A 17815-nucleotide genomic window follows, 5' to 3' on the forward strand; every position below is an offset into this window, starting at 1 on the left:
CGGAATTTTTCGATTTTCTCGGGGGGCTCTTTTTTCCAGCCCATGTCGCCGGTCTCGGTGATCCAGGTGTCGAGGGCGGCGCGCATTTCGGTGAGGGCTTTCAGGTGTTCGGGGCGGGTGGAATCGATGAGGTTGTTGAGCTCGTTGGGGTCGGCCTCGGTGTCGTAGAGGGATTCGCGGCGGAACTCGGTGAAGAGCGGGCGCAGGTGCGGATCGAGTGTTCCTTTTTTGTACAGGTCACGCATGACCTGCTGCACAGGGAAACATTTCTCCTTATAAAAATTCACGTAGGTGCCGAAGTTGATCTCGGGCTGGAAGTTTCGGATGTAATGGTAGCGCTTGCCACGGACCGACCGCAGCCGGAACTGCACATCATCCACGCGATCGCGCGCGCTGAAGGCGTATCGGCGCTGGGGATCGCGATCTTTGCCGAGGAAATTCCGGCTTTGCATGCCCAAAGGACGCGGCACGCCGGCCAGCGACAGCGTGGTGGCGGTGAGATCCAACAGACTGATCACCTCCTCGTTCACCGTGCCGGGTTTGAAGCCTTCGGGCGCGGGATAATTCTTGGGCCACTTGATGATCATCGGCACGTGCAGACCGGTGTCGTACACCCAATGGATGCTGCGATGGTCCACGCGGCCGTTGTCGCCAAAGACAATGATGATCGTGTCGTCGAGCAGCTTTTCCTTTTCCAGCTCCGCCAACACAATGCCCACGCGGCGGTCCATGTTGGAAACGGAGTTCAGGTAGCGTGCCCATTCCTCGTTGGAAGTTTTGTGTTTGGGAAAATACGCCGGCGGCACGACCGACTCCGGCTTGGCATACTGCACGTGCTCCTCCTCGCCCCACCACTTGATGCGCTCGGGGCGGTTCGTCCGAAAATCATAAATATCATACTCCGCTTCCGGCGTGTTCACCTGCAGAAAAAATGGCCGCCGCTTTTTGATGTCATCCCAGTTGGTGCTCTCAAAAATTTTCCCTTCATTGACGAAATTCAAATCCAGCTTACCCGAGCCGACCACTTGCTCGCCGATTTTCTTGATGGACCCGGTAAAGTAGCCGGCCTCCTTCAGCCGATGCGTCAACGGCCGCACGCCTTCGGGCAGCCGAAAGCCGTCATCGCGATGATCCGGGAAGTGATGGAGATTCACCGAGGTCTGGTACATGCCGGTCATAAACGCCGACCGGCTCGGCGCGCACACCGGCGCGGTGGCAAACACCCGTGTGTACCGCACCCCCTGCGCCGCCAATTGATCCAGATGCGGCGTATGCACCCCCTGCCGCCCGAAGCAGCCGAAGTCGAGGTTGCAGTTATCCGTGATCAGCCAAAGGATGTTGGGCGCGTACGTGCGGTACTTGGCCGAGGCAACATTGGGCAAATAAAGCAGCAGGGTTAAGAGGAACAAATTTCTCATGGAGGAGAAAATTGTACGCATACTGTGCGGCCCGGGCAAGTTCCGCGTTGGCAAAAGAAAGACGCGAATTACCCTGAATAATAGGGTTCAAACCCATCTGTGTTAATTCGTGAAATCTGAGTCTTTATTATAGCAGCGAATTCACATTCTCCGGCGGGCGACCGATGACGGCGCGCGTATCGTTCAGCACGATTGGACGTTCGAGGAGGATGGGATTTGCGACAATTGCAGTGAGAATTTCGGTTTCGGTGGATTCGGGTGAGAGGCCGCACGCGGCGTATTCGGCTTCTTTGGTGCGCAACAAATCGTGCCCGGGGCAGTCGAGTTTTTGCAGTAGATTGCGCAAAGCGGGTTTGTCGGGCGGCGATTTGAGGTATTCGATGACTTCCGGTTCCACGGCATTTTCGCGCAGGAGCGCGAGGGCTTGGCGGCTTTTGGAGCAGCGGGGGTTGTGGTAAATGATCATTGGCCGGCTTCCTGTGAGGGGAGGTATTCGCGGTAGGTAAACAACGCGGCCCCAGCGACGAGGAAAATAAACGTGGCCACGCAAAGTACAATCCCGGCGGAAATGGATGAGGTTGACGACCAACTCACAAACAAGTCGGCCACCATTTCGTTTTGTCCCAGCAAGGTGTGAATGTGGCGGAGGATGGAAAGTTGATTGATGTTGCTGGTTTCCACCATACCGAGGCCGACCTCCACGATGAGCCAATAAAGAATGCCAATGACCACGAAGCGTTGGTGCAATAAACCGAGCAATGCGGACAGCGCGCTCCACGCGAAGATGGCAAGGAATTGCGTGAGCAACATCGTGGGCAACAGTGCGCCGAGCCCTTCCGCTTGTTTCACCACGCCGAGCGCGAAGAGGCCGAGCGTGCCGGCGAAAAAAATTAACTGCAACCAAAACACGTGGCAAAGGTATTGCAGCAGAAACAACGTGTGCCGCCGCAGCGGGCGGGTGCACAGAAAACTCAAGGTGTTGGCCTGCACTTCGGCGCGCATCATGGAGCCGCACACATTGAGGCAGGTGAGGGGCAGTAGAAATTGAATGTAAAATCCAATTACCCAGCCGAGCCATTCTTTTTCCTGCCCGCTTCGGATAGTAAGCAGCATCAGGAAACCGAGCGCGCACGCGCCGAGACCCCAGCGGACTAACGTGCCGGTGGTGCTACGCTGCGCCCACACGAGTGCCCACATGCCACGCAAGGCTTCACCAAAATTCACTGCGGAAATCGTGGAAGGTGTGTGGCTCATTCGGTCATCTTTTCAAAAATATCCTGCAGCGATCGGTCGCGGCTGCGCAGTTCGTGCAGGGCAATGTTGTTGTCGGTTAGCAAATCAACGAGGGTTTCGCCAAAACGCTGCGGATCTTTTACTCGCAAATCTAGCCCGCCTTCGCCGTCGCCGTCGCTGGCATCGGTACGATCAAACCCCAGCAACAATCCGGCCTCAAAGAGCACCCGGGTGAACCGCTCGGGATCACTGCAGCGAATGTGGAGGTTTGCCTCGGTGCCCTGCAGGCGGCGTTGGAGCGCGAGTTGACTGCCGCTGGCGATCACGCGGCCCCAGTTTAAAATCAAAATCTCCGGGCACAGCGCTTCCAGCTCGTGCAAAATGTGGCTGCTAATCAGTACCGTGGTGCCTTCGGCGGCGAGTTGTTTGAGAATGCGTTGCACCTCCTGCCGGCCCATCGGATCGAGCCCGTTCATCGGTTCATCCAAAACGAGCAGACACGGATGATGCAACAGCGCTTGGGCGAGTTTCACGCGCTGGCGCATGCCTTTGGAAAATTGGCCGAGCGGTTTTTCCCAGTGCACGCGGTCGAGCTTCACGCGATCGAGAATGGCATCCACATGATCCGGCGCGACGGATGGTGCGATGCCCGAGAGCATCGCCAAGCCGCGCAGCCACGTGCGCGCCCGCAGGTGATCGGGTAGCGCATCGTCTTCCGGGCAAAAGCCAATCTCGCGCAGCACGTCGGGATTGTTCCACGGCTGCACGCCAAAGACCGTCAACGCGCCATCACTGGGCCGCAACTGGCCGGTGATGATTTTGATGAGCGTGCTCTTGCCCGCGCCGTTGGGGCCGACCAAGCCGGTGAGCCCGGGCCCGATTTCGAAGCTGATGTTGTTGAGCCCCATCACGATGCCGTACCAACGGCTCAGCTCGGTGGCTTGGATGACCGGCGTTATGCTTTCACCACTCATTCGGGTTTCACCTTTTTGTAAAGCGTCACCAGCGCCCCGGCGGAAAGAACGCTGAGGGCCGCGATTGCGGCCGAGACATTTTCAGCCGTCAATGCCAGTCGCGTTTTGATGGTTTTGATGAGGCCCATTTCTGTGAAGCCCGGATATTGGTCGCCTAATTCATCGAAGTCACCGCCGATGTCGAAAATGCTCCGCTGCAATAATTCAAGGTCGAACCAAAAGCTCAGGTACTGCAGCCAATAATTTTTGGAGCCCATGCCGATGCCCGAGAGCACCACGCCCATTAGCAACAACCCCACCCAAATGGCCGTGGCCGTGCGCGGGCTGGCGGTCATCGCCGAAATGCCCAGCGCCATCAGCCCCAAAATCACCATACCCGATCCCACAAACGCCACCGAATGCAGCAGTGCCGGAGCCGTGTGCCAAAAAAATGAAACTTCCGGTGCCATTAAATTCCCCATCATCCACGTAGCCAGTATCGGCCCCAGCCAAGTTAGCGTGAGCAGCAGCAGCACACCGGCGAATTTGCCAATGCAATAATCAAACCGGCTCACGGCTTTCGACGAATAAATGGTGATCGCACGGCTGGACAAATCGCTGGTGATCAGCCGCGGGATGGCCATTCCTAATGCCACAAGCGAAAGCGTGAGCGAAGATACGATCGCGCCGGTGAACAAATAAAAGAACATGTTGTACGTCATGCCGATTGCAATGCGCGGATTATCAGCCGCCCAAGCCCGGAACATCGGCGCGAAGGATTCGAAGAGATCCAAATCTTCCGTGATGAAGTCGGACACCGCGCTGTTCTCAACCATCAACTGACCGAACCCAAACAGAAACACCCCCTGCAACAGCGCGTAAATCCAACACGTCCACATCACCCAACGCATGCCTTTTACTTTGAGGCACGCGGTGAGCGTGGCCTGGGCGATCACCCAGCGGCGATAGCCGATGCCGCGCGTTTCGCCGTCGCGATGGGTGTAGCTGGAATCAATCAGGGCCATGAGTCGATAAGGCTTGGAGGAAAACCTCCTCAAGCGCGTTAGGGCTGGGCAATGCCTCGATGGGGCGCACACCTTCTTCGCGCAAAAATTTCAAAACCGGCGTGAGACTTTCGCGCCCGTGCCGCACGGTGATGTGTCCGTTGGATTCCAGTTCGGCGGTGCATTCGTTTGCACGGAGTACTTCCAGCACGCGGCTGTGTTCGCCTTCCACCACCAGCTCGGCAAACCCTGCGCGCCGGGCTTTCAAATTTTTCAGTGTGTCCTGCACCAACACCTCGCCGCGGGCGATGATGATGATTTCGCCGCAAATACGATCCACGTCCTGCAACAAATGCGAGGACAAGATCACAGAAATTTGGTGCTGTTTCCAAAGGCTCTCCACAAGCTGCAGGATTTGCTCACGCCCCCGGGGGTCCAAGCCGTTGGTAGGTTCATCGAGGAAAACCAACTCCGGATCGTGCACGATAGCTTGGGCGAGTTTCACGCGTTGCTTCATGCCCGTGGAATACGTGTCCACCGCGCGATAGCGTTCCTGTCCCATGCCCACAAAATCGAGCATCTCATGCGCCCGCTGCCGCGCCTCCTTGAACGGCAGGCCATTGAGCTGCGCGCAGTACGTCACGTATTCGCAGCCGAGCATCCCCGAGATCAGGCAATCCTGCTCCGGCGCGTAGCCCACTCGCGTGCGGATCTCGCGGCCTTCGCTGCCCACATCGCGCCCCAGCAACTGTGCATCGCCCATCGAGATGGGATGCAATTGCAACAGACATTTAATGAGCGTGCTTTTCCCCGCGCCATTGGGCCCGAGCAAGCCAATTGTGCCCGGCGACACACTAAGCGAAACATTATTCAGCGCCGCAAAGTCACCAAAAAGTTTGGTCACCCCATTGGTCTCAATAATCGCGCCAGACATCCGCGCGAAAGTTACGGGAAAGTCACGCGCAGGCCAAGCCAAAGGTAAGGCGGTTGCTCCGAAACCGCCGCGGCGCGCTGGGACAGCGCGCCCTACCTGCGCATCAGGCGTAGTTGGAAACGTAGGGAAGTTTTTCGGCAACCGACTTGGCGGCTTCGAGGTTCTCGAGAAGGCCAGCGCGGGCGTTCCAAGAGCCGTCGAGGTATTGGCCTTGGGCGCCGGGTTGAATTTCCAATGAAATGATTTCGCCACCGCCAGTAATGGTGGCAGCGGCAACGTCGATGGATAATTCGGCGGCCGGATCGGCCTCAATGGCGTCCTGCAGCTTGGCGCACGTGACGTGGTCCGCGGTAAAGCACGGGATAGCGAGCGAGACGCAGTTACCATGAAAAATTTCGCTGGAGCTCTCGGCGATGATGGCGCGGATGCCCCAGCGCTTGAGGGATTGCGGGGCGTGCTCGCGGCTGGAGCCGCAGCCAAAGTTCTTGTTGGCGACAAGGATGGCGCCGTTGGCAAAACGGGCGTCGGCGAAGGGATGGGTTTCATCCTTGGCGGCGAGCCCCTTGATGTCATCGGCAAAAGCATGCTCGCCAATGCCGTCAAAGGTAACGCACTTGAGGTACCGCGCGGGGATGATGCGGTCAGTGTCGATGTCGTTGCCGCGCAGCGGAATGCCGGGGCCGGTAACGTGACTGATAATTTCGCCTGCCATGTTAATTCTCCAGATGTTCTCGCACGTCGGTGACTTTGCCTTCCACCGCAGCGACAGCGGCCATGGCCGGACTCATCAAAAGCGTCCGGCCGGTGGGGGAGCCTTGGCGGCCCTTGAAATTGCGGTTCGAAGTGCTGGCGCTGATTTCGTTCCCGGAAAGCTGATCCGGATTCATCGCCAGACACATGCTGCAGCCGGCTTCGCGCCATTGGAAACCAGCTTCATCGAAGACCTTATCGAGGCCTTCGTCGATGGCTTGGCGAGCGACTTCCTGCGAACCGGGCACGGCGAGGGCGCGCACGCCGGCGGCGACTTGTTTGCCCTTCACAAATTTTGCCGCCTCGCGCAGATCGGATAAACGACCATTCGTGCAGGAGCCAATGAAGACCACGTTGACCGGCGTGCCGATGATCGGTTGGCCTTCCTCGAAGCTCATGTATTCATAGGCCTCGCGCACGACGAGTTGATCGGAATCGGCGAAGGAATCCACCTGCGGCAGATTTTGCGACACGCCAACGGATTGGGCAGGCGTAATGCCCCACGTCACGAAAGGCTCGATGTCTTCGCCTTTGATCTCAATGACATCGTCGTACTCGGCATCAGCATCGCTGGCGAGGGATTGCCAGTCGGCCACGGCGCGTTCCCATGCTTCGCCTTCGGGGCAGTAGTCGCGGTCCTTCAGATAATCAAACGTGGTTTGGTCGGGATTCACATAACCGCAACGCGCGCCGCCTTCGATGGACATGTTGCACACCGTCATGCGCTCTTCCATGGTCATGCGATCGATGATGTCGCCGCCGAATTCGTAGGCGTAGCCCACGCCGCCATTCACGCCGAGGTGATGAATGTACGCGAGCGCCACGTCCTTGGCGTACACGCCGGGCTTGAGGCTGCCGGTGAAATTGATGCGGCGAACCTTGAGCTTAGCCATCGCGAGCGTTTGTGTGGCAAGCGCATCGGCCACCTGACTGGTGCCAATGCCAAAGGCCAGCGTGCCAAAGGCGCCGTGGGTGGAGGTGTGCGAATCGCCACAGGCAATGGTCATGCCCGGCTGCGTGAGCCCGCGCTCGGGGCCGACCACGTGCACGACGCCTTGCTCGCCTTTTTCCGGCGAGAAAAAGTTGATGCCGTAATCGGCGGTGTTTTGCTCAATATGCTGAAGCATCTCCTCGGCCAGCGCATCCTGCAACGGCCGCTGGCGGCCCGTGCCGGTGGTGGGGATAATGTGATCCACCGTGGCAAAGGTGCGTTCGGGGAACGGCACGGAAAGGCCCTGTTCGCGAATCATCGCAAACGCCTGTGGCGAGGTGACCTCATGAATGAGATGCAGCCCGATGAAGAGCTGATACTGCCCCGAAGGCAACTGCCCCACGCAGTGCCGGTCGAAAACCTTATGATATAAATTTTGGCCCATACGGATGAGCGGGAAAGCCTAGCAGAGAAACGAGTGCGGTTCAAGATTAGCAAATTTCACTATTCTTAATGCCCCACTCACTCCCTCCATTTCGTTTTGACACACCCGCCGCCGATTGGCATCTTTCCCGCCCTTCATTAATGGCGGAACTTATTGGAAATCTATTGGTAGCGCAAAGCGGCGGACCCACGGCGGTGATCAACTCCAGCGTGGCGGGCGTCATTTGCGAGGCGGGCAAGCACGAGTGCATTGAGGAAATTTATGGCGGCCTCAATGGCGTGTACGGCATCCTGCGCGAAGAGCTTGTCGATATCGGCGAGGAAAATACCAGCGACATCCAGCGCCTCAAGCACACACCCGCCGCGGCGCTCGGCACGTGCCGTTACAAAATCAATTTCAAGACCGACCCCGAACAGGCGGCAGCCGATATGAAGCGCTTGTTCGAGGTGATCGAGGCGCACCACATCCGCTACTTTTTTTATGCCGGCGGTAATGACAGCCAGGACACCACCAACAAAGTGCATCTCGAAGCCCAAAAGCGCGGCTACGATTTACGCGCCATCGGCGTGCCCAAAACCATCGACAACGATCTGCCGCACACCGACCACACCCCCGGCTACGGCAGCGTCATCAAGTACAACGCCACCACCGTGATGGAGGTGGGCGCGGACGTCCGCAGTATGGCCACCGACGACGGCTCCTGCTGCATCATCGAAGTCATGGGCCGCGCCGCCGGTTGGATTGCCGCGGGCACAGTGCTTGCCAAACGCAAACCCGAAGATCCGCCGCACATTATTTTGTTACCGGAAATTGCCTTTGAAGAAGAAAAATTTCTTGCGCAGATAAAAGAAACCGTGGCCGAGCACGGCTGCTGTGTGGTCGTCGTCGGCGAAGGGCTCAAGGATCCCGAAGGGAACGAGATTGGTGCGGACAAAACCAAACTCGATTCCTTCGGCCATCCGGTGGTCGGCGGTGCCGCTGATCGCTTGGCGGATATCGTCGAACCCGCGCTCAATTTGAAAACCCGCACCGTGAAGCTCGGCTATGCCCAACGCGCCGCCGCGCATTACGCCAGCAAAACAGACGTAGAAGAAGCCTTTGCCTGTGGCGAAGCGGCCGTGCGCGCGGCGGTCGAAGGTGAGAGCGGGTTTATGGTGAAACTCGTCCGCCAAAGCAACGAACCTTATATGTGGGGCACCGCGCTCCAACCACTCGAAGACATCGCCAATCAGGAACGCGTCATCCCCCGCGACTGGATCGATGAAGATGGCTGGCTGCCCAACGAAAAATTTATCACCTACGCCCGCCCCCTCATTCAAGGCGAGCTCCACCTCCCCACCGAACAAGGCCTCCCCGACTTCGCCCGCCTAAAACGCGTCCGAGTGGAACAAGTGCTGCCGCCGCTCCATTCGTAAAATTCGTATCATTAATTCGCGCCCGCACCGGCAGGGGCAGCGAGTGGATTGGCGGCCACTGTTTGTGCCAGCAATTCCTTTGCTTCTTTCAACCGGTTCGCGGACAATTTCTGCATGACCAAATTCAGTCTGGCCTTGGCATCGGCGTGGCCGTTGGCGTGGGCGAGGGTAAGCCAAACAAATGCCTCGAGCAGATCCGATTCCACGCCGGCGGTGCCTTCCAAGTACACCCGGCCAATAAAATGCTGGGCGTTGACATTGCCGCGGCGGGCGAAACTGCGGTAGCGGGCAAAGTTTCCGACGTATTTCTGTTCCGGAGCCGTGACTGCGCGGCGTGCTTCCAGCTGCGTCCAGGATTCATAATTATTCTTCTGTATTTCGTCGAATTCATCCTTATTCAGCTGCCAGTCCAGTGCCGGCCAAATTTTGTGGTGACCGGTCAAATCGCTGGTGGCGATGATCCGGCCATCATTTGAAAACAACGCACGGCTTACGGGCGCCCCGTGGCCGCGCAGGGTGAGTAATTCCCGGCCGGTGATCGGATCCCAAATTTTAGCCACTTGATCGAACCCCCCGGTTAACACGCGTCGGCCATCGGGCGAAAAGGCCACGGAAGTCACGATATCATCATGCCCACGAAATACCGCCAACGAGCGGCCTGTGGCGGCATCCCAAAGCCGGGCGGTTTTGTCGCCGCTTCCGGTGAGCACCCATTGGCCATCCGGCGCAATGGCCACGGTATGCACGGGCAGGGTGTGGCCTTTGAACGTGCGGATCACCTCGCCGGTTTCCACGTTCCACAGAATGCCAATTTTGGCGTTGGAACCCACGAACAATTGCCGGTTATCAGAAGAGAACGCGCCGGCATAGCTGGCGGCCAATCGTTTGGAGCCTTGCATGGGTCGCAGGAGTTGACCGGTGGCGACATCCCAAACGCCCAGACTGCGATCCGGGGTCATGACAAATAAACGGCTGCTGTCGTCTGAAAATCCGGCGGCACGCAATTGGCCGCGTACTTTATCGAGTGTGGAAATGCGCCGGCCGGTTTCTAATTCCATAATCTGAATGGTATTATTTTTGCTGAAATGCATGAACAATTTTCCATCCGGCGAAAGGCGCACCATTTTGCCGGGAGGGCAATTGGCGTTCACAGCGTGGAGCCGGTGGCCCGTGGCGGTATCGTATACCCAAGGAACGGTGCTGTGCCCGGCGATGACCAACCGTTGGCTGTCGGAAGTGAGCGCCATGGCTTCAGCAATGTTCCCGATCGATTTGATGGTCACCACGCCGGGATCGCTTGCGGCCCATTTGCCGTCAAGCCCGCGATTCAATTTTGCATCCCACAATTGTACCACGCCTTCGTGATTTCCGGTAACTACCAGTCGGCTGTCCGGCGAAATGGCGGTAGCGTATAGGCGGCCGGATTGGCCGCGGATGACGGCCAGTTTCCGTCCTTCCGCTGTGTCCCACACGATGGCCGAGCGGTCTGAAGAACAGGATATCGCCAGCGAACCATCCTTGGAGAATCGCACCTTGTGGACCATTGATGTGTGCCCCGCAAACAAGTGTTGCACCTTACCCGATTCCAAATTCCAAGTGTTGACCATGCCATACATATTGCCGGTAATCAGTCGTTTGCCGTCCGGCGAAAAATCGATGCAACGAATGTTGCGTTGCTGCCCTGTATCGGTCAGGCGTGCCACTTCCTCGCCGGATTCGATATCCCACACAAAACTGTGCTTTGAAAATCCGGCGGCGGCCAATTGGCGGCTGTCTTTTGAAAAGGCAACGGTGTTTAGTTGCATGCCATTCTCAGACCAACGACGCAGGCGTTCGCCCGTGGCGGCATCCCAAAGCTGCACGCTGCCATCCTTGCCACAAGTCGCCACGCGACCTCCGTCGGCAGTGATGGCCATGCCGGTCAGTTGTTTCGCATGGGATTGAAATGCATTCACCGGCGTGCCGTCATCTGAACGCCACAAATTCACCTTGCCGTCCGTGCTGGCGGTGACCATGAGGCGGCCGGCCTGCGCGAAAGCCACCGCGCGCACGGCGTTGCTGTGCCCTTCCAACTCCAACAGGCGCTGGCCGGTACGCACATCCCACAATCGCGCCGCCCCATCGCCGCCGCCGGTAAGCACTTGGCTGCCATCGGGCGAAAAGGCGGTGTCCAAAACGACCCTTTCTGTTAGCCGGGTTTTCACGAAATGCGCGGCAAATGTTTGGAGGGCCTGATTGCCCGCGTGCATGACACGACCCCATTCCCAATTGCGCAACTCATTCGGCGTAGCCCACAACTTGTCCTCGGCCCGTTGATACGCGCCGCTTTCAATCTGAGCCTGGCCAAGGGCAATGGTGCTGATGTAATTTTCGCGTTTGAGCAACTCCTGCTGGCGCACGGCTTCCGCACGCGCGGTTTCGGCCTCTTTTTCCCGATCTTCAGCCAGCCCGCGTTGTTCTGCCTCGGCCGCTTGCGCTTTTTCTGCGCGCCCTTTTTGCATGGTGGCCCAGACGGCGAGTGCCCCCATCACCAGCATTAACGCCACGGAGGCGGCCACGGCCAGCGCCATCCGTTTTTGTCGGCGCATGGCTGGATCCCCTTTGACCTGCAACCAGGCACGGACTTCAGCCAAAGTCTGCGGCCGGCCCAAGGGATCCTTGGCGAGGCATTTTAAAATAAGATCATTTACATAACCGGGAATCTGCGCAGCGCCTTTTGCCTTGAGCGCCTCATTGGGGGGCACGGGGATTTGGGTCCAATGTTTTTGCGTGATCTCCGGTTCGTTGGCTCCGAGGAATGGCGGATCGCCCACGAGTAATTGGTACAGCATGATGCCCAGCGAATAGATGTCATCAGTGGGCGCAGGCACCTGGCCGACGGATTGTTGCGGACTCCAATAAATGGGGGTGCCGGCGCGGGGCACTTGCACGGTGGATTCATTGCCGGCCACTTTGGTGGTGGCGGAGATGCCGAAATCGGCCAGCTTCACTTCGCCCTGGGTATCGACCATGACGTTGCCGGGCTTGAGGTCGCGGTGCACCATGCCTTGTTTGTGCGAATATGCCAGTGCATCGCATAGGCACAGGAGGTACGGCTCAATGGTTGGCCAACTGAAGCGCCGTTCGGGCTGTTGATGCAAGCGCGCGGACAAATCCTCGCCGGAAACATATTCCATCGAGATAAACGCATGCTCACCCGGCGGCTCGGCCAAATCGTAAATGCGAATGATATTGGGGTGTGTCAGCTCCAAACATTTTTGCACCTCGCCTTTGAGCGAACTTAATCCGTCGGTAGAAGCCACGCTGCGGTGGTGCAGCAGCTTCACCGCCACGGGTCGATCCAGCTGCTGATCGTACGCCAGCCAAACCTCGCCAAATGCGCCCTGCCCCAACTTGTTTTGGTAACGATACCGCCCCTGCCCGAAAGTATCCGCGGGCGATTCCCCCGCGGCAGCGGCGGCAGCCTGTTGCGTGTCCAGTTGCGCACAGACCGATTCCAGTGCGCTCCAGGTTTCCATCCCATCCATCCACGCCAAATCTTCCGCCGTCAACTTGCCTGCCCGCAAACCGGCCTTTGCCTCTTCATAGCTGAACACGCCCAGGGGCACCTCATCACGTTGAATATGTATTTCCATGACAGAAACTAGGCAGCACAGGATTCGCAAAAAACTAACGCCTCGTCACAGCTCAACGCAATTGAAAAGGCATGACCTTTGAAAGGCCATTCCCGCTACTGAGCACGGAAGGATGGAATGGTGCCCGCATGATTCGCGTCGTGTTGGGTGGTGAGCCATGCGCGGTACATTTGCACGTCTGCATTGGAGTAAGTTTTTCCCGTATGTTTTTTCTTTCACTGATTCTATTGGTGCGTTTTCATTCCCGCATGAGTGAGGTGCAATGGCAGTTTGAAGGCGGGGCGTTTCATGAATCGTTGCCGAATGGAAAAACTTCAGGAACTTTGGTGGTCAGTCCAGTGAGTGTGAAGTTTGTCTCGGAAAACGGGGAGGTAGAGATGCCGATGACGGGGATTCAAACGGAGCTGGGTGGGGCGTCAAACCGAATGTTGTTTTTCAAACACGCCGAACAGGAGGAGTGGACGTTTTTCACGACGAATCAGGGGATTTTGAAGCACCCGGTGTTTGCGAAAGACGCGCGGATGGCGGGCACGCGCAGCCGGGTGCGACGCACGCGATGGCTGGGCCGGGCGGCGACGTTAACGTTTTTGGGATTTTTCGTGGCCATTGGGCTGGGGTTGTGGTGGGGCAAGGATCCAATGGCTCACGCGGTAGCCAAGCGAATCCCGGTGGAGATGGAGGAGAAGATTGGCGAGGCGGCGTTCGGCTCACACGCGGCAGCGAATCAACTGGTTACAGATGAGGCGGTGCTTGAAGAATTCGAAACGCTCTCAGCGCCGCTGATTGAGGCAATCGGAAGCACACGTTATACTTTCAAATTTCATATCATCGAGGATCCCACGCTCAACGCGTTCGCGTTACCGGGCGGCACGATGGCGATTCACACAGGGCTACTGCTAAAAGCCAACTCGGCGGAGGAGGTGCTGGGGGTGATGGCTCACGAACTTGCGCACGTTGAGGAGCAACACAGCATGCGCAATCTGGTAGAGATGGTGGGGTTGTACGCAATCTTGGGCGGGCTCTTTGGTGACGTGAGCGGGATTGCGGCGGTGTTGGTTAATAACGCGCCGTATTTGCTTTCGATGAAATTTTCTCGCGATCACGAACGGGAAGCCGATGCGATGGGATTCGAATATTTGATGAAAGCAAATATTGATCCGCGCGGGATGGTGAATTTTTTTGAGACGATCCAAAAGGAACAAGCGGAAGCGGAGGGGCCGGACATGAACGGCGCGTTATCTGTGTTAAGCACGCACCCGGCCACGCAGGAACGGATCGATACACTAAACGCGCTGATCAAAGCAAAAGCCGGCACCGGGCCGTATCGGACATTGGACTTGGACTTTGAGGCGTTTCAAGGGAAACTCCGGGACGCGCTTAACAGATAGGGATAATCGTATGCAAAGTACAATAGAAGGCGCACCGGCCTTCGCTTATATAAACGTGGATCTTGAGCCTGGGGAAACCATCATCGCCGAGTCCGATGCGATGAGCAGCATGGCCGCGGATCTGGATATGGACGCCAAATTCAATGGCGGGTTTTTCAGCGGGCTGGCCAAAGCCTTCCTCGGCGGCGAAAGCCTGTTCGTCAACCATTTCACCAACAACACCCCCGGCGTCCGGCGGGTTTCGCTGGTGCAAGGCACCCCGGGCAACACCCGCGAGATTGATCTCAACGGCCAAACCCTGTGCCTGCAACCCGGCGCCTACATCGCCAGCACCCCGGAAGTGAAGCTGGGCGTGAAATGGGCCGGGTTCAAGTCGTGGTTTGCCAAGGAAGGCCTCTTCAAGCTCACCGTGAGCGGCCACGGCCGCGTCTGGTACGGCGCCTACGGCGGCTTGCTTGAAAAGCAGGTGGACGGCGAATACATCGTGGACACCTCGCACCTCGTGGCCTACGAGCCGCAAATGCAATTGAAAATCCAACTTGCCGGCGGATTATTTAGCAGCTTCGCCGGCGGCGAAGGCTTTGTCACCCGGGTGGAAGGCAAGGGCAAAATCGTCGTGCAAACCCGCAGCCTCAGCGGCCTGGCTGACTGGGTGAACCCACGGATCTAGCCCGCCATGCACGTGGACATCACCCATCGGCCGGGAAACTCTGCCGCACGCGTGAGCCTGCAGCCCGGCGAAACCGTCACCGCTGAAGGCGGCGCCATGATCGCCATGAGCGGCAACATGAACGTGCAAACCACCACCCACAAGCGCGACCAAGGCTCCATCCTAGGCGCGCTCAAGCGGCTGGTCACCGGCGAGAGCCTGTTCCTCAACCACTTCACCGCCCAAGGCGCCCCCGGTGAAGTGTTCTTTGGCACCGCGTTGGCCGGCGATATGATGCAATTCGAGATGGGCCATGGCCCCGCCATGCTCGTGCAAGCCGGCAGCTACGTAGCCAGTGCCCCCGGAGTGAACATGGACATGAGCTGGCAAGGTTTCGGCAAGGCGCTCTTCTCCGGCGAAAGCATGTTTTGGATCAAGCTCAACGGCCAAGGACCGGTGATCATCAACTCCTTTGGCGCCATTTACCCCATCCAAGTGAACGGCCAATACATCGTGGACACCGGCCACATCGTGGCCTTTGAAGAATCTCTCAATTTCGAAATCAGCAAAGCCGGCAAAAGCTGGCTGTCCTCCTTCCTCGGCGGGGAAGGCTTGGTTTGCAAATTCATCGGCCAAGGCACCGTGTGGTGCCAGAGCCACAACGTCGGCAGCTTCGGCGCCGCCCTCGGCCCCAGCCTCAAGCCCCGTTAAGGCCATGGAAATTACCATCAATCGCGACGGACAAAACCACGGCCCCTATCCCGTGGAACAGGTACGCCAATTGCTGGCCGCCGGATCGCTCTTGCCCACGGACTTCGCCCACTATCCGGGGGCCACCGATTGGGTCCCCCTGAATCAAGTCCCCGGCGTAGCCGCTGAGGCCGCCCCGGCCGCCCCGGCTGCAACCAGTGCGGGGGAAACCTACACCCCCGCCGGCCCACACGAGCATGCATTTATCATCGAATGCAAACCGGACTATGCCTACCTCACCGTGCAAATTCCGGCCAACCAAACCCTGAAAGTCGAATCCTCCGCCATGGCCACCATGTCCACCAACATGGTGATGAAAACCAAAATGAAAGGCGGCCTCAATCGCTTTCTCGGCGGTGAAAGCATTTTCATCAATGAATTTACCGCCCAGAACGGCCCCGGCGAAATCGGCATCGCCCCCGGCAGCCCCGGCGACCTCGAACACCTTTACCTCGATGGCTCCCAGGAAATTTTCCTGCAAAGCTCCGGCTACGTCAGCTCCGGCATGGCGGTGGAAGTGGATTCCAAATGGCAGGGCTTCAAAGGCTTCTTCAGTGGCGAAGGCCTGTTTCTGCTGCGCTGCACCGGCCGGGGGGACCTGTGGTTCAACACCTACGGCGCCATCATCGAAATTCCCATCAATGGCAATTACGTCGTCGACACCAGCCACGTCGTCGCCTTCACCGGCGGCCTCCAATACAACGTCGAATCCATTGGCGGCTTGAAAAGCTTGTTCCTCTCCGGCGAAGGCTTCGTCTGCCGGTTCCGAGGCCAAGGCAAAGTGTGGATCCAAACCCGCCACCCCTCCGCCTTCGCCGCGTGGACCAATCCCTTCCGCCCGGTAAAAGGCGGCTAGAACGGCCCCTAAATTTGCAGGTCAGCCGCCCCGTAAAGCCTAAGCCCTACATCGGCGAATGCTTCTGTTCCTCCCGCGAAAGTTTCATCACTTCTTTTTTGGCAATGGAATGACTGCGGGTGGTGGCCGCCAGCCGCTCGGCCAGCATCTTGGCAATGATCAATGTGGTGCGCGGGTTCTGCTCCAGAAAATCATCCGAATCCTCAATCATAAAAAACACCGACGGCTCCCGCACCTTCACCGTGCTCGTGCACTCCCCGCCCGTCAACGCAGCGATCTCGCCGAACATATCTCCGCGCTGATCACAAATGGCCACCTCCTGCCCGCCTTTGATAATCGTCACCGCCCCTTTTTTCAGCACATAAATGCACGACTGCCGTTCCCCCTCGCGCAACAGCACATGCCCCGCGGGGCATTCCACCTCGTCATCATAATAAAACTGCAACCCATAAAATGTTACCTGCATAGCGTGCCCCCAGAGTGTCCAAACTCAATCGAATTGCAACCCAATAGCTACTTTCGCAATTGGGCCATAAAAGAGGGAGCCGTGCCAATGAGATCGGCCCGGCGTTGGGCCGCCAGAACGGAACCATAAGTTTGCAGGTCAGCCGACAGCATGGCGAGGCGATCCCTGAGGGACTCACTGCTCACGGCACCGTCAGCAACATCCTCCTTTTCGTGCAGACTCACCGCATAAGGCAGGCTCCACGCATAACATTGGCGGGCAATGGTGCGCATTTGGTCGTGGGCGGTGAGGCCTTTTTCGTGGCTGGCCACCATGGGGGCGAAGAGTTTGCCGGTGAATTCTTTCCAGAAATGATCGAGAAAATTCTTCATCGCGCCACTCACGCTGCCGTGATAATCGGGCGTGCCGAGCACGAAGACATCGGCCGCCTCCACGCGTTTTTTGAGTGGGGCGTAATGATCGGCACTAAAGGTGGTGTCGGTGTTCAGCATCGGCAAATTGGCCTCGGCGAGGTCCAGCCAATCGACGGTGCAACCGGCGGCTTCGAGCCCGTCGGCCACGTGCCGCACGGCGACGCGGGTGACAGATTTTTCCTGCAAACTGCCGACCACGGCCATCACGTTGAGAGAATTGCTCATGGGCGGGAGGGTAGTGGAGAGGAGAGCCAAAGGTCGAGGGCCGAAGGATGTAGCCCGGGCCACCGGCCCGGGTTGGTTTACGGTAGGGACGCGCTGTGCGCGTCCACGGACACGCGGCAGCGTGTCCCTACCCGGGCGCCTTCCTGAAATGGGTGTTTTTTAGATAATTTCGCTATAAAATTGGATTTTTCACGCCTTTTTTTCTGAACTTTGGCACGTTTGGTGCTGTGTGTTTTGTGCCTTAATATGCATTAAAACGGCAATATGGTCATTAATACGAATAGCGCGGCGCAGCGGGCGGCGAATAATCTCAATGATTCGCAGGAGGCTTTGGGCAATTCGCTCAGTCG

The 17815-nt window shown here is 58.0% G+C and carries 16 protein-coding genes; 5 read left to right on the forward strand and 11 right to left on the reverse strand.

Annotated features, from left to right (window positions below; translation table 11 throughout):
* The 8 genes from H8E27_00390 to leuC form a co-directional block, all read right to left on the reverse strand.
* The coding region (locus H8E27_00390; GenBank protein ID MBC8324079.1) for a sulfatase at positions 1-1418 on the reverse strand (1418 nt) is incomplete at its 3' end.
* A 127-nt stretch (positions 1419-1545) separates the two neighbouring features.
* Positions 1546-1884 carry an arsenate reductase (glutaredoxin) gene (gene arsC / locus H8E27_00395; GenBank protein ID MBC8324080.1) on the reverse strand — a complete coding sequence of 113 codons (339 nt, stop codon included), beginning with the start codon at positions 1882-1884 and terminating at the stop codon, positions 1546-1548.
* A complete protein-coding gene (locus H8E27_00400; protein MBC8324081.1) occupies positions 1881-2672 on the reverse strand; it encodes an ABC transporter permease in 792 nt (263 codons plus the stop codon). The genes arsC and H8E27_00400 overlap by 4 nt, the downstream gene beginning before the upstream one ends.
* Entirely contained in the window at positions 2669-3625 is a 957-nt protein-coding gene (locus H8E27_00405; GenBank protein MBC8324082.1) for an ABC transporter ATP-binding protein, read from the reverse strand. Before H8E27_00405 ends, H8E27_00400 begins: the two co-directional genes overlap by 4 nt.
* Positions 3622-4629 (reverse strand): hypothetical protein, encoded by a 1008-nt coding sequence (locus H8E27_00410; protein ID MBC8324083.1) that lies wholly within the window; start codon positions 4627-4629, stop codon positions 3622-3624. The genes H8E27_00405 and H8E27_00410 overlap by 4 nt, the downstream gene beginning before the upstream one ends.
* Entirely contained in the window at positions 4616-5542 is a 927-nt protein-coding gene (locus H8E27_00415) for an ABC transporter ATP-binding protein (GenBank protein ID MBC8324084.1), read from the reverse strand. The genes H8E27_00410 and H8E27_00415 overlap by 14 nt, the downstream gene beginning before the upstream one ends.
* Before the next feature lie 103 nt (positions 5543-5645).
* Positions 5646-6254: an isopropylmalate isomerase gene (locus tag H8E27_00420; GenBank protein MBC8324085.1), complete on the reverse strand. Its 609-nt coding sequence runs from the start codon at positions 6252-6254 to the stop codon at positions 5646-5648.
* 1 nt (position 6255) lies between these two features.
* Complete coding sequence (leuC, locus tag H8E27_00425) at positions 6256-7668, reverse strand: 3-isopropylmalate dehydratase large subunit (GenBank protein ID MBC8324086.1); 1413 nt, start codon at positions 7666-7668, stop codon at positions 6256-6258.
* Between the two features lie 140 nt (positions 7669-7808).
* Between leuC and H8E27_00430 the strand changes: the two genes are divergently transcribed.
* Complete coding sequence (locus H8E27_00430) at positions 7809-9083, forward strand: 6-phosphofructokinase (GenBank protein ID MBC8324087.1); 1275 nt, start codon at positions 7809-7811, stop codon at positions 9081-9083.
* An 11-nt stretch (positions 9084-9094) separates the two neighbouring features.
* Here the strand turns inward: H8E27_00430 and H8E27_00435 are convergent, their stop codons facing one another.
* The gene (locus H8E27_00435) at positions 9095-12718 is read right to left on the reverse strand and encodes a protein kinase (protein ID MBC8324088.1); all 3624 of its coding nucleotides are present in this window, start codon (positions 12716-12718) and stop codon (positions 9095-9097) included.
* Positions 12719-12966: 248 nt separating this feature from the next.
* Between H8E27_00435 and H8E27_00440 the strand changes: the two genes are divergently transcribed.
* From H8E27_00440 to H8E27_00455, 4 genes are read left to right on the forward strand one after another with little or no spacing between them, the layout of a single operon-like run.
* Positions 12967-14106 carry a M48 family metallopeptidase gene (locus tag H8E27_00440; protein MBC8324089.1) on the forward strand — a complete coding sequence of 380 codons (1140 nt, stop codon included), beginning with the start codon at positions 12967-12969 and terminating at the stop codon, positions 14104-14106.
* A gap of 10 nt (positions 14107-14116) precedes the next feature.
* The gene (locus H8E27_00445) at positions 14117-14776 is read left to right on the forward strand and encodes a TIGR00266 family protein (GenBank protein ID MBC8324090.1); all 660 of its coding nucleotides are present in this window, start codon (positions 14117-14119) and stop codon (positions 14774-14776) included.
* Between the two features lie 6 nt (positions 14777-14782).
* The gene (locus tag H8E27_00450) at positions 14783-15466 is read left to right on the forward strand and encodes a TIGR00266 family protein (protein MBC8324091.1); all 684 of its coding nucleotides are present in this window, start codon (positions 14783-14785) and stop codon (positions 15464-15466) included.
* A 52-nt stretch (positions 15467-15518) separates the two neighbouring features.
* Positions 15519-16361, forward strand: coding sequence for a TIGR00266 family protein (locus tag H8E27_00455; protein MBC8324092.1), 843 nt, complete (start codon positions 15519-15521; stop codon positions 16359-16361).
* Positions 16362-16407: 46 nt separating this feature from the next.
* On the opposite strand, the gene H8E27_00460 is transcribed toward H8E27_00455, so the two are convergent.
* Both H8E27_00460 and H8E27_00465 read right to left on the reverse strand, forming a co-directional pair.
* Entirely contained in the window at positions 16408-16827 is a 420-nt protein-coding gene (locus H8E27_00460) for a cyclic nucleotide-binding domain-containing protein (protein ID MBC8324093.1), read from the reverse strand.
* Between the two features lie 47 nt (positions 16828-16874).
* The gene (locus tag H8E27_00465) at positions 16875-17465 is read right to left on the reverse strand and encodes an NAD(P)H-dependent oxidoreductase (protein ID MBC8324094.1); all 591 of its coding nucleotides are present in this window, start codon (positions 17463-17465) and stop codon (positions 16875-16877) included.
* Positions 17466-17815 lie beyond the last annotated feature (350 nt).

The sequence above is a fragment of the Limisphaerales bacterium genome, from assembly GCA_014382585.1.
GTDB lineage: Bacteria > Verrucomicrobiota > Verrucomicrobiia > Limisphaerales > UBA1100 > JACNJL01.

Coding starts and splice junctions, on each gene's coding strand:
- H8E27_00430 (MBC8324087.1), top strand. CDS start 7,809: ATGGCGGAACTTATTGGAAATCTATTGGTAGCGCAAAGCGGCGGACCC.
- H8E27_00440 (MBC8324089.1), top strand. CDS start 12,967: ATGAGTGAGGTGCAATGGCAGTTTGAAGGCGGGGCGTTTCATGAATCG.
- H8E27_00410 (MBC8324083.1), bottom strand. CDS start 4,629: ATGGCCCTGATTGATTCCAGCTACACCCATCGCGACGGCGAAACGCGC.
- H8E27_00405 (MBC8324082.1), bottom strand. CDS start 3,625: ATGAGTGGTGAAAGCATAACGCCGGTCATCCAAGCCACCGAGCTGAGC.
- H8E27_00420 (MBC8324085.1), bottom strand. CDS start 6,254: ATGGCAGGCGAAATTATCAGTCACGTTACCGGCCCCGGCATTCCGCTG.
- H8E27_00450 (MBC8324091.1), top strand. CDS start 14,783: ATGCACGTGGACATCACCCATCGGCCGGGAAACTCTGCCGCACGCGTG.
- arsC (MBC8324080.1), bottom strand. CDS start 1,884: ATGATCATTTACCACAACCCCCGCTGCTCCAAAAGCCGCCAAGCCCTC.
- H8E27_00445 (MBC8324090.1), top strand. CDS start 14,117: ATGCAAAGTACAATAGAAGGCGCACCGGCCTTCGCTTATATAAACGTG.
- H8E27_00465 (MBC8324094.1), bottom strand. CDS start 17,465: ATGAGCAATTCTCTCAACGTGATGGCCGTGGTCGGCAGTTTGCAGGAA.
- leuC (MBC8324086.1), bottom strand. CDS start 7,668: ATGGGCCAAAATTTATATCATAAGGTTTTCGACCGGCACTGCGTGGGG.
- H8E27_00400 (MBC8324081.1), bottom strand. CDS start 2,672: ATGAGCCACACACCTTCCACGATTTCCGCAGTGAATTTTGGTGAAGCC.
- H8E27_00415 (MBC8324084.1), bottom strand. CDS start 5,542: ATGTCTGGCGCGATTATTGAGACCAATGGGGTGACCAAACTTTTTGGT.
- H8E27_00460 (MBC8324093.1), bottom strand. CDS start 16,827: ATGCAGGTAACATTTTATGGGTTGCAGTTTTATTATGATGACGAGGTG.
- H8E27_00435 (MBC8324088.1), bottom strand. CDS start 12,718: ATGGAAATACATATTCAACGTGATGAGGTGCCCCTGGGCGTGTTCAGC.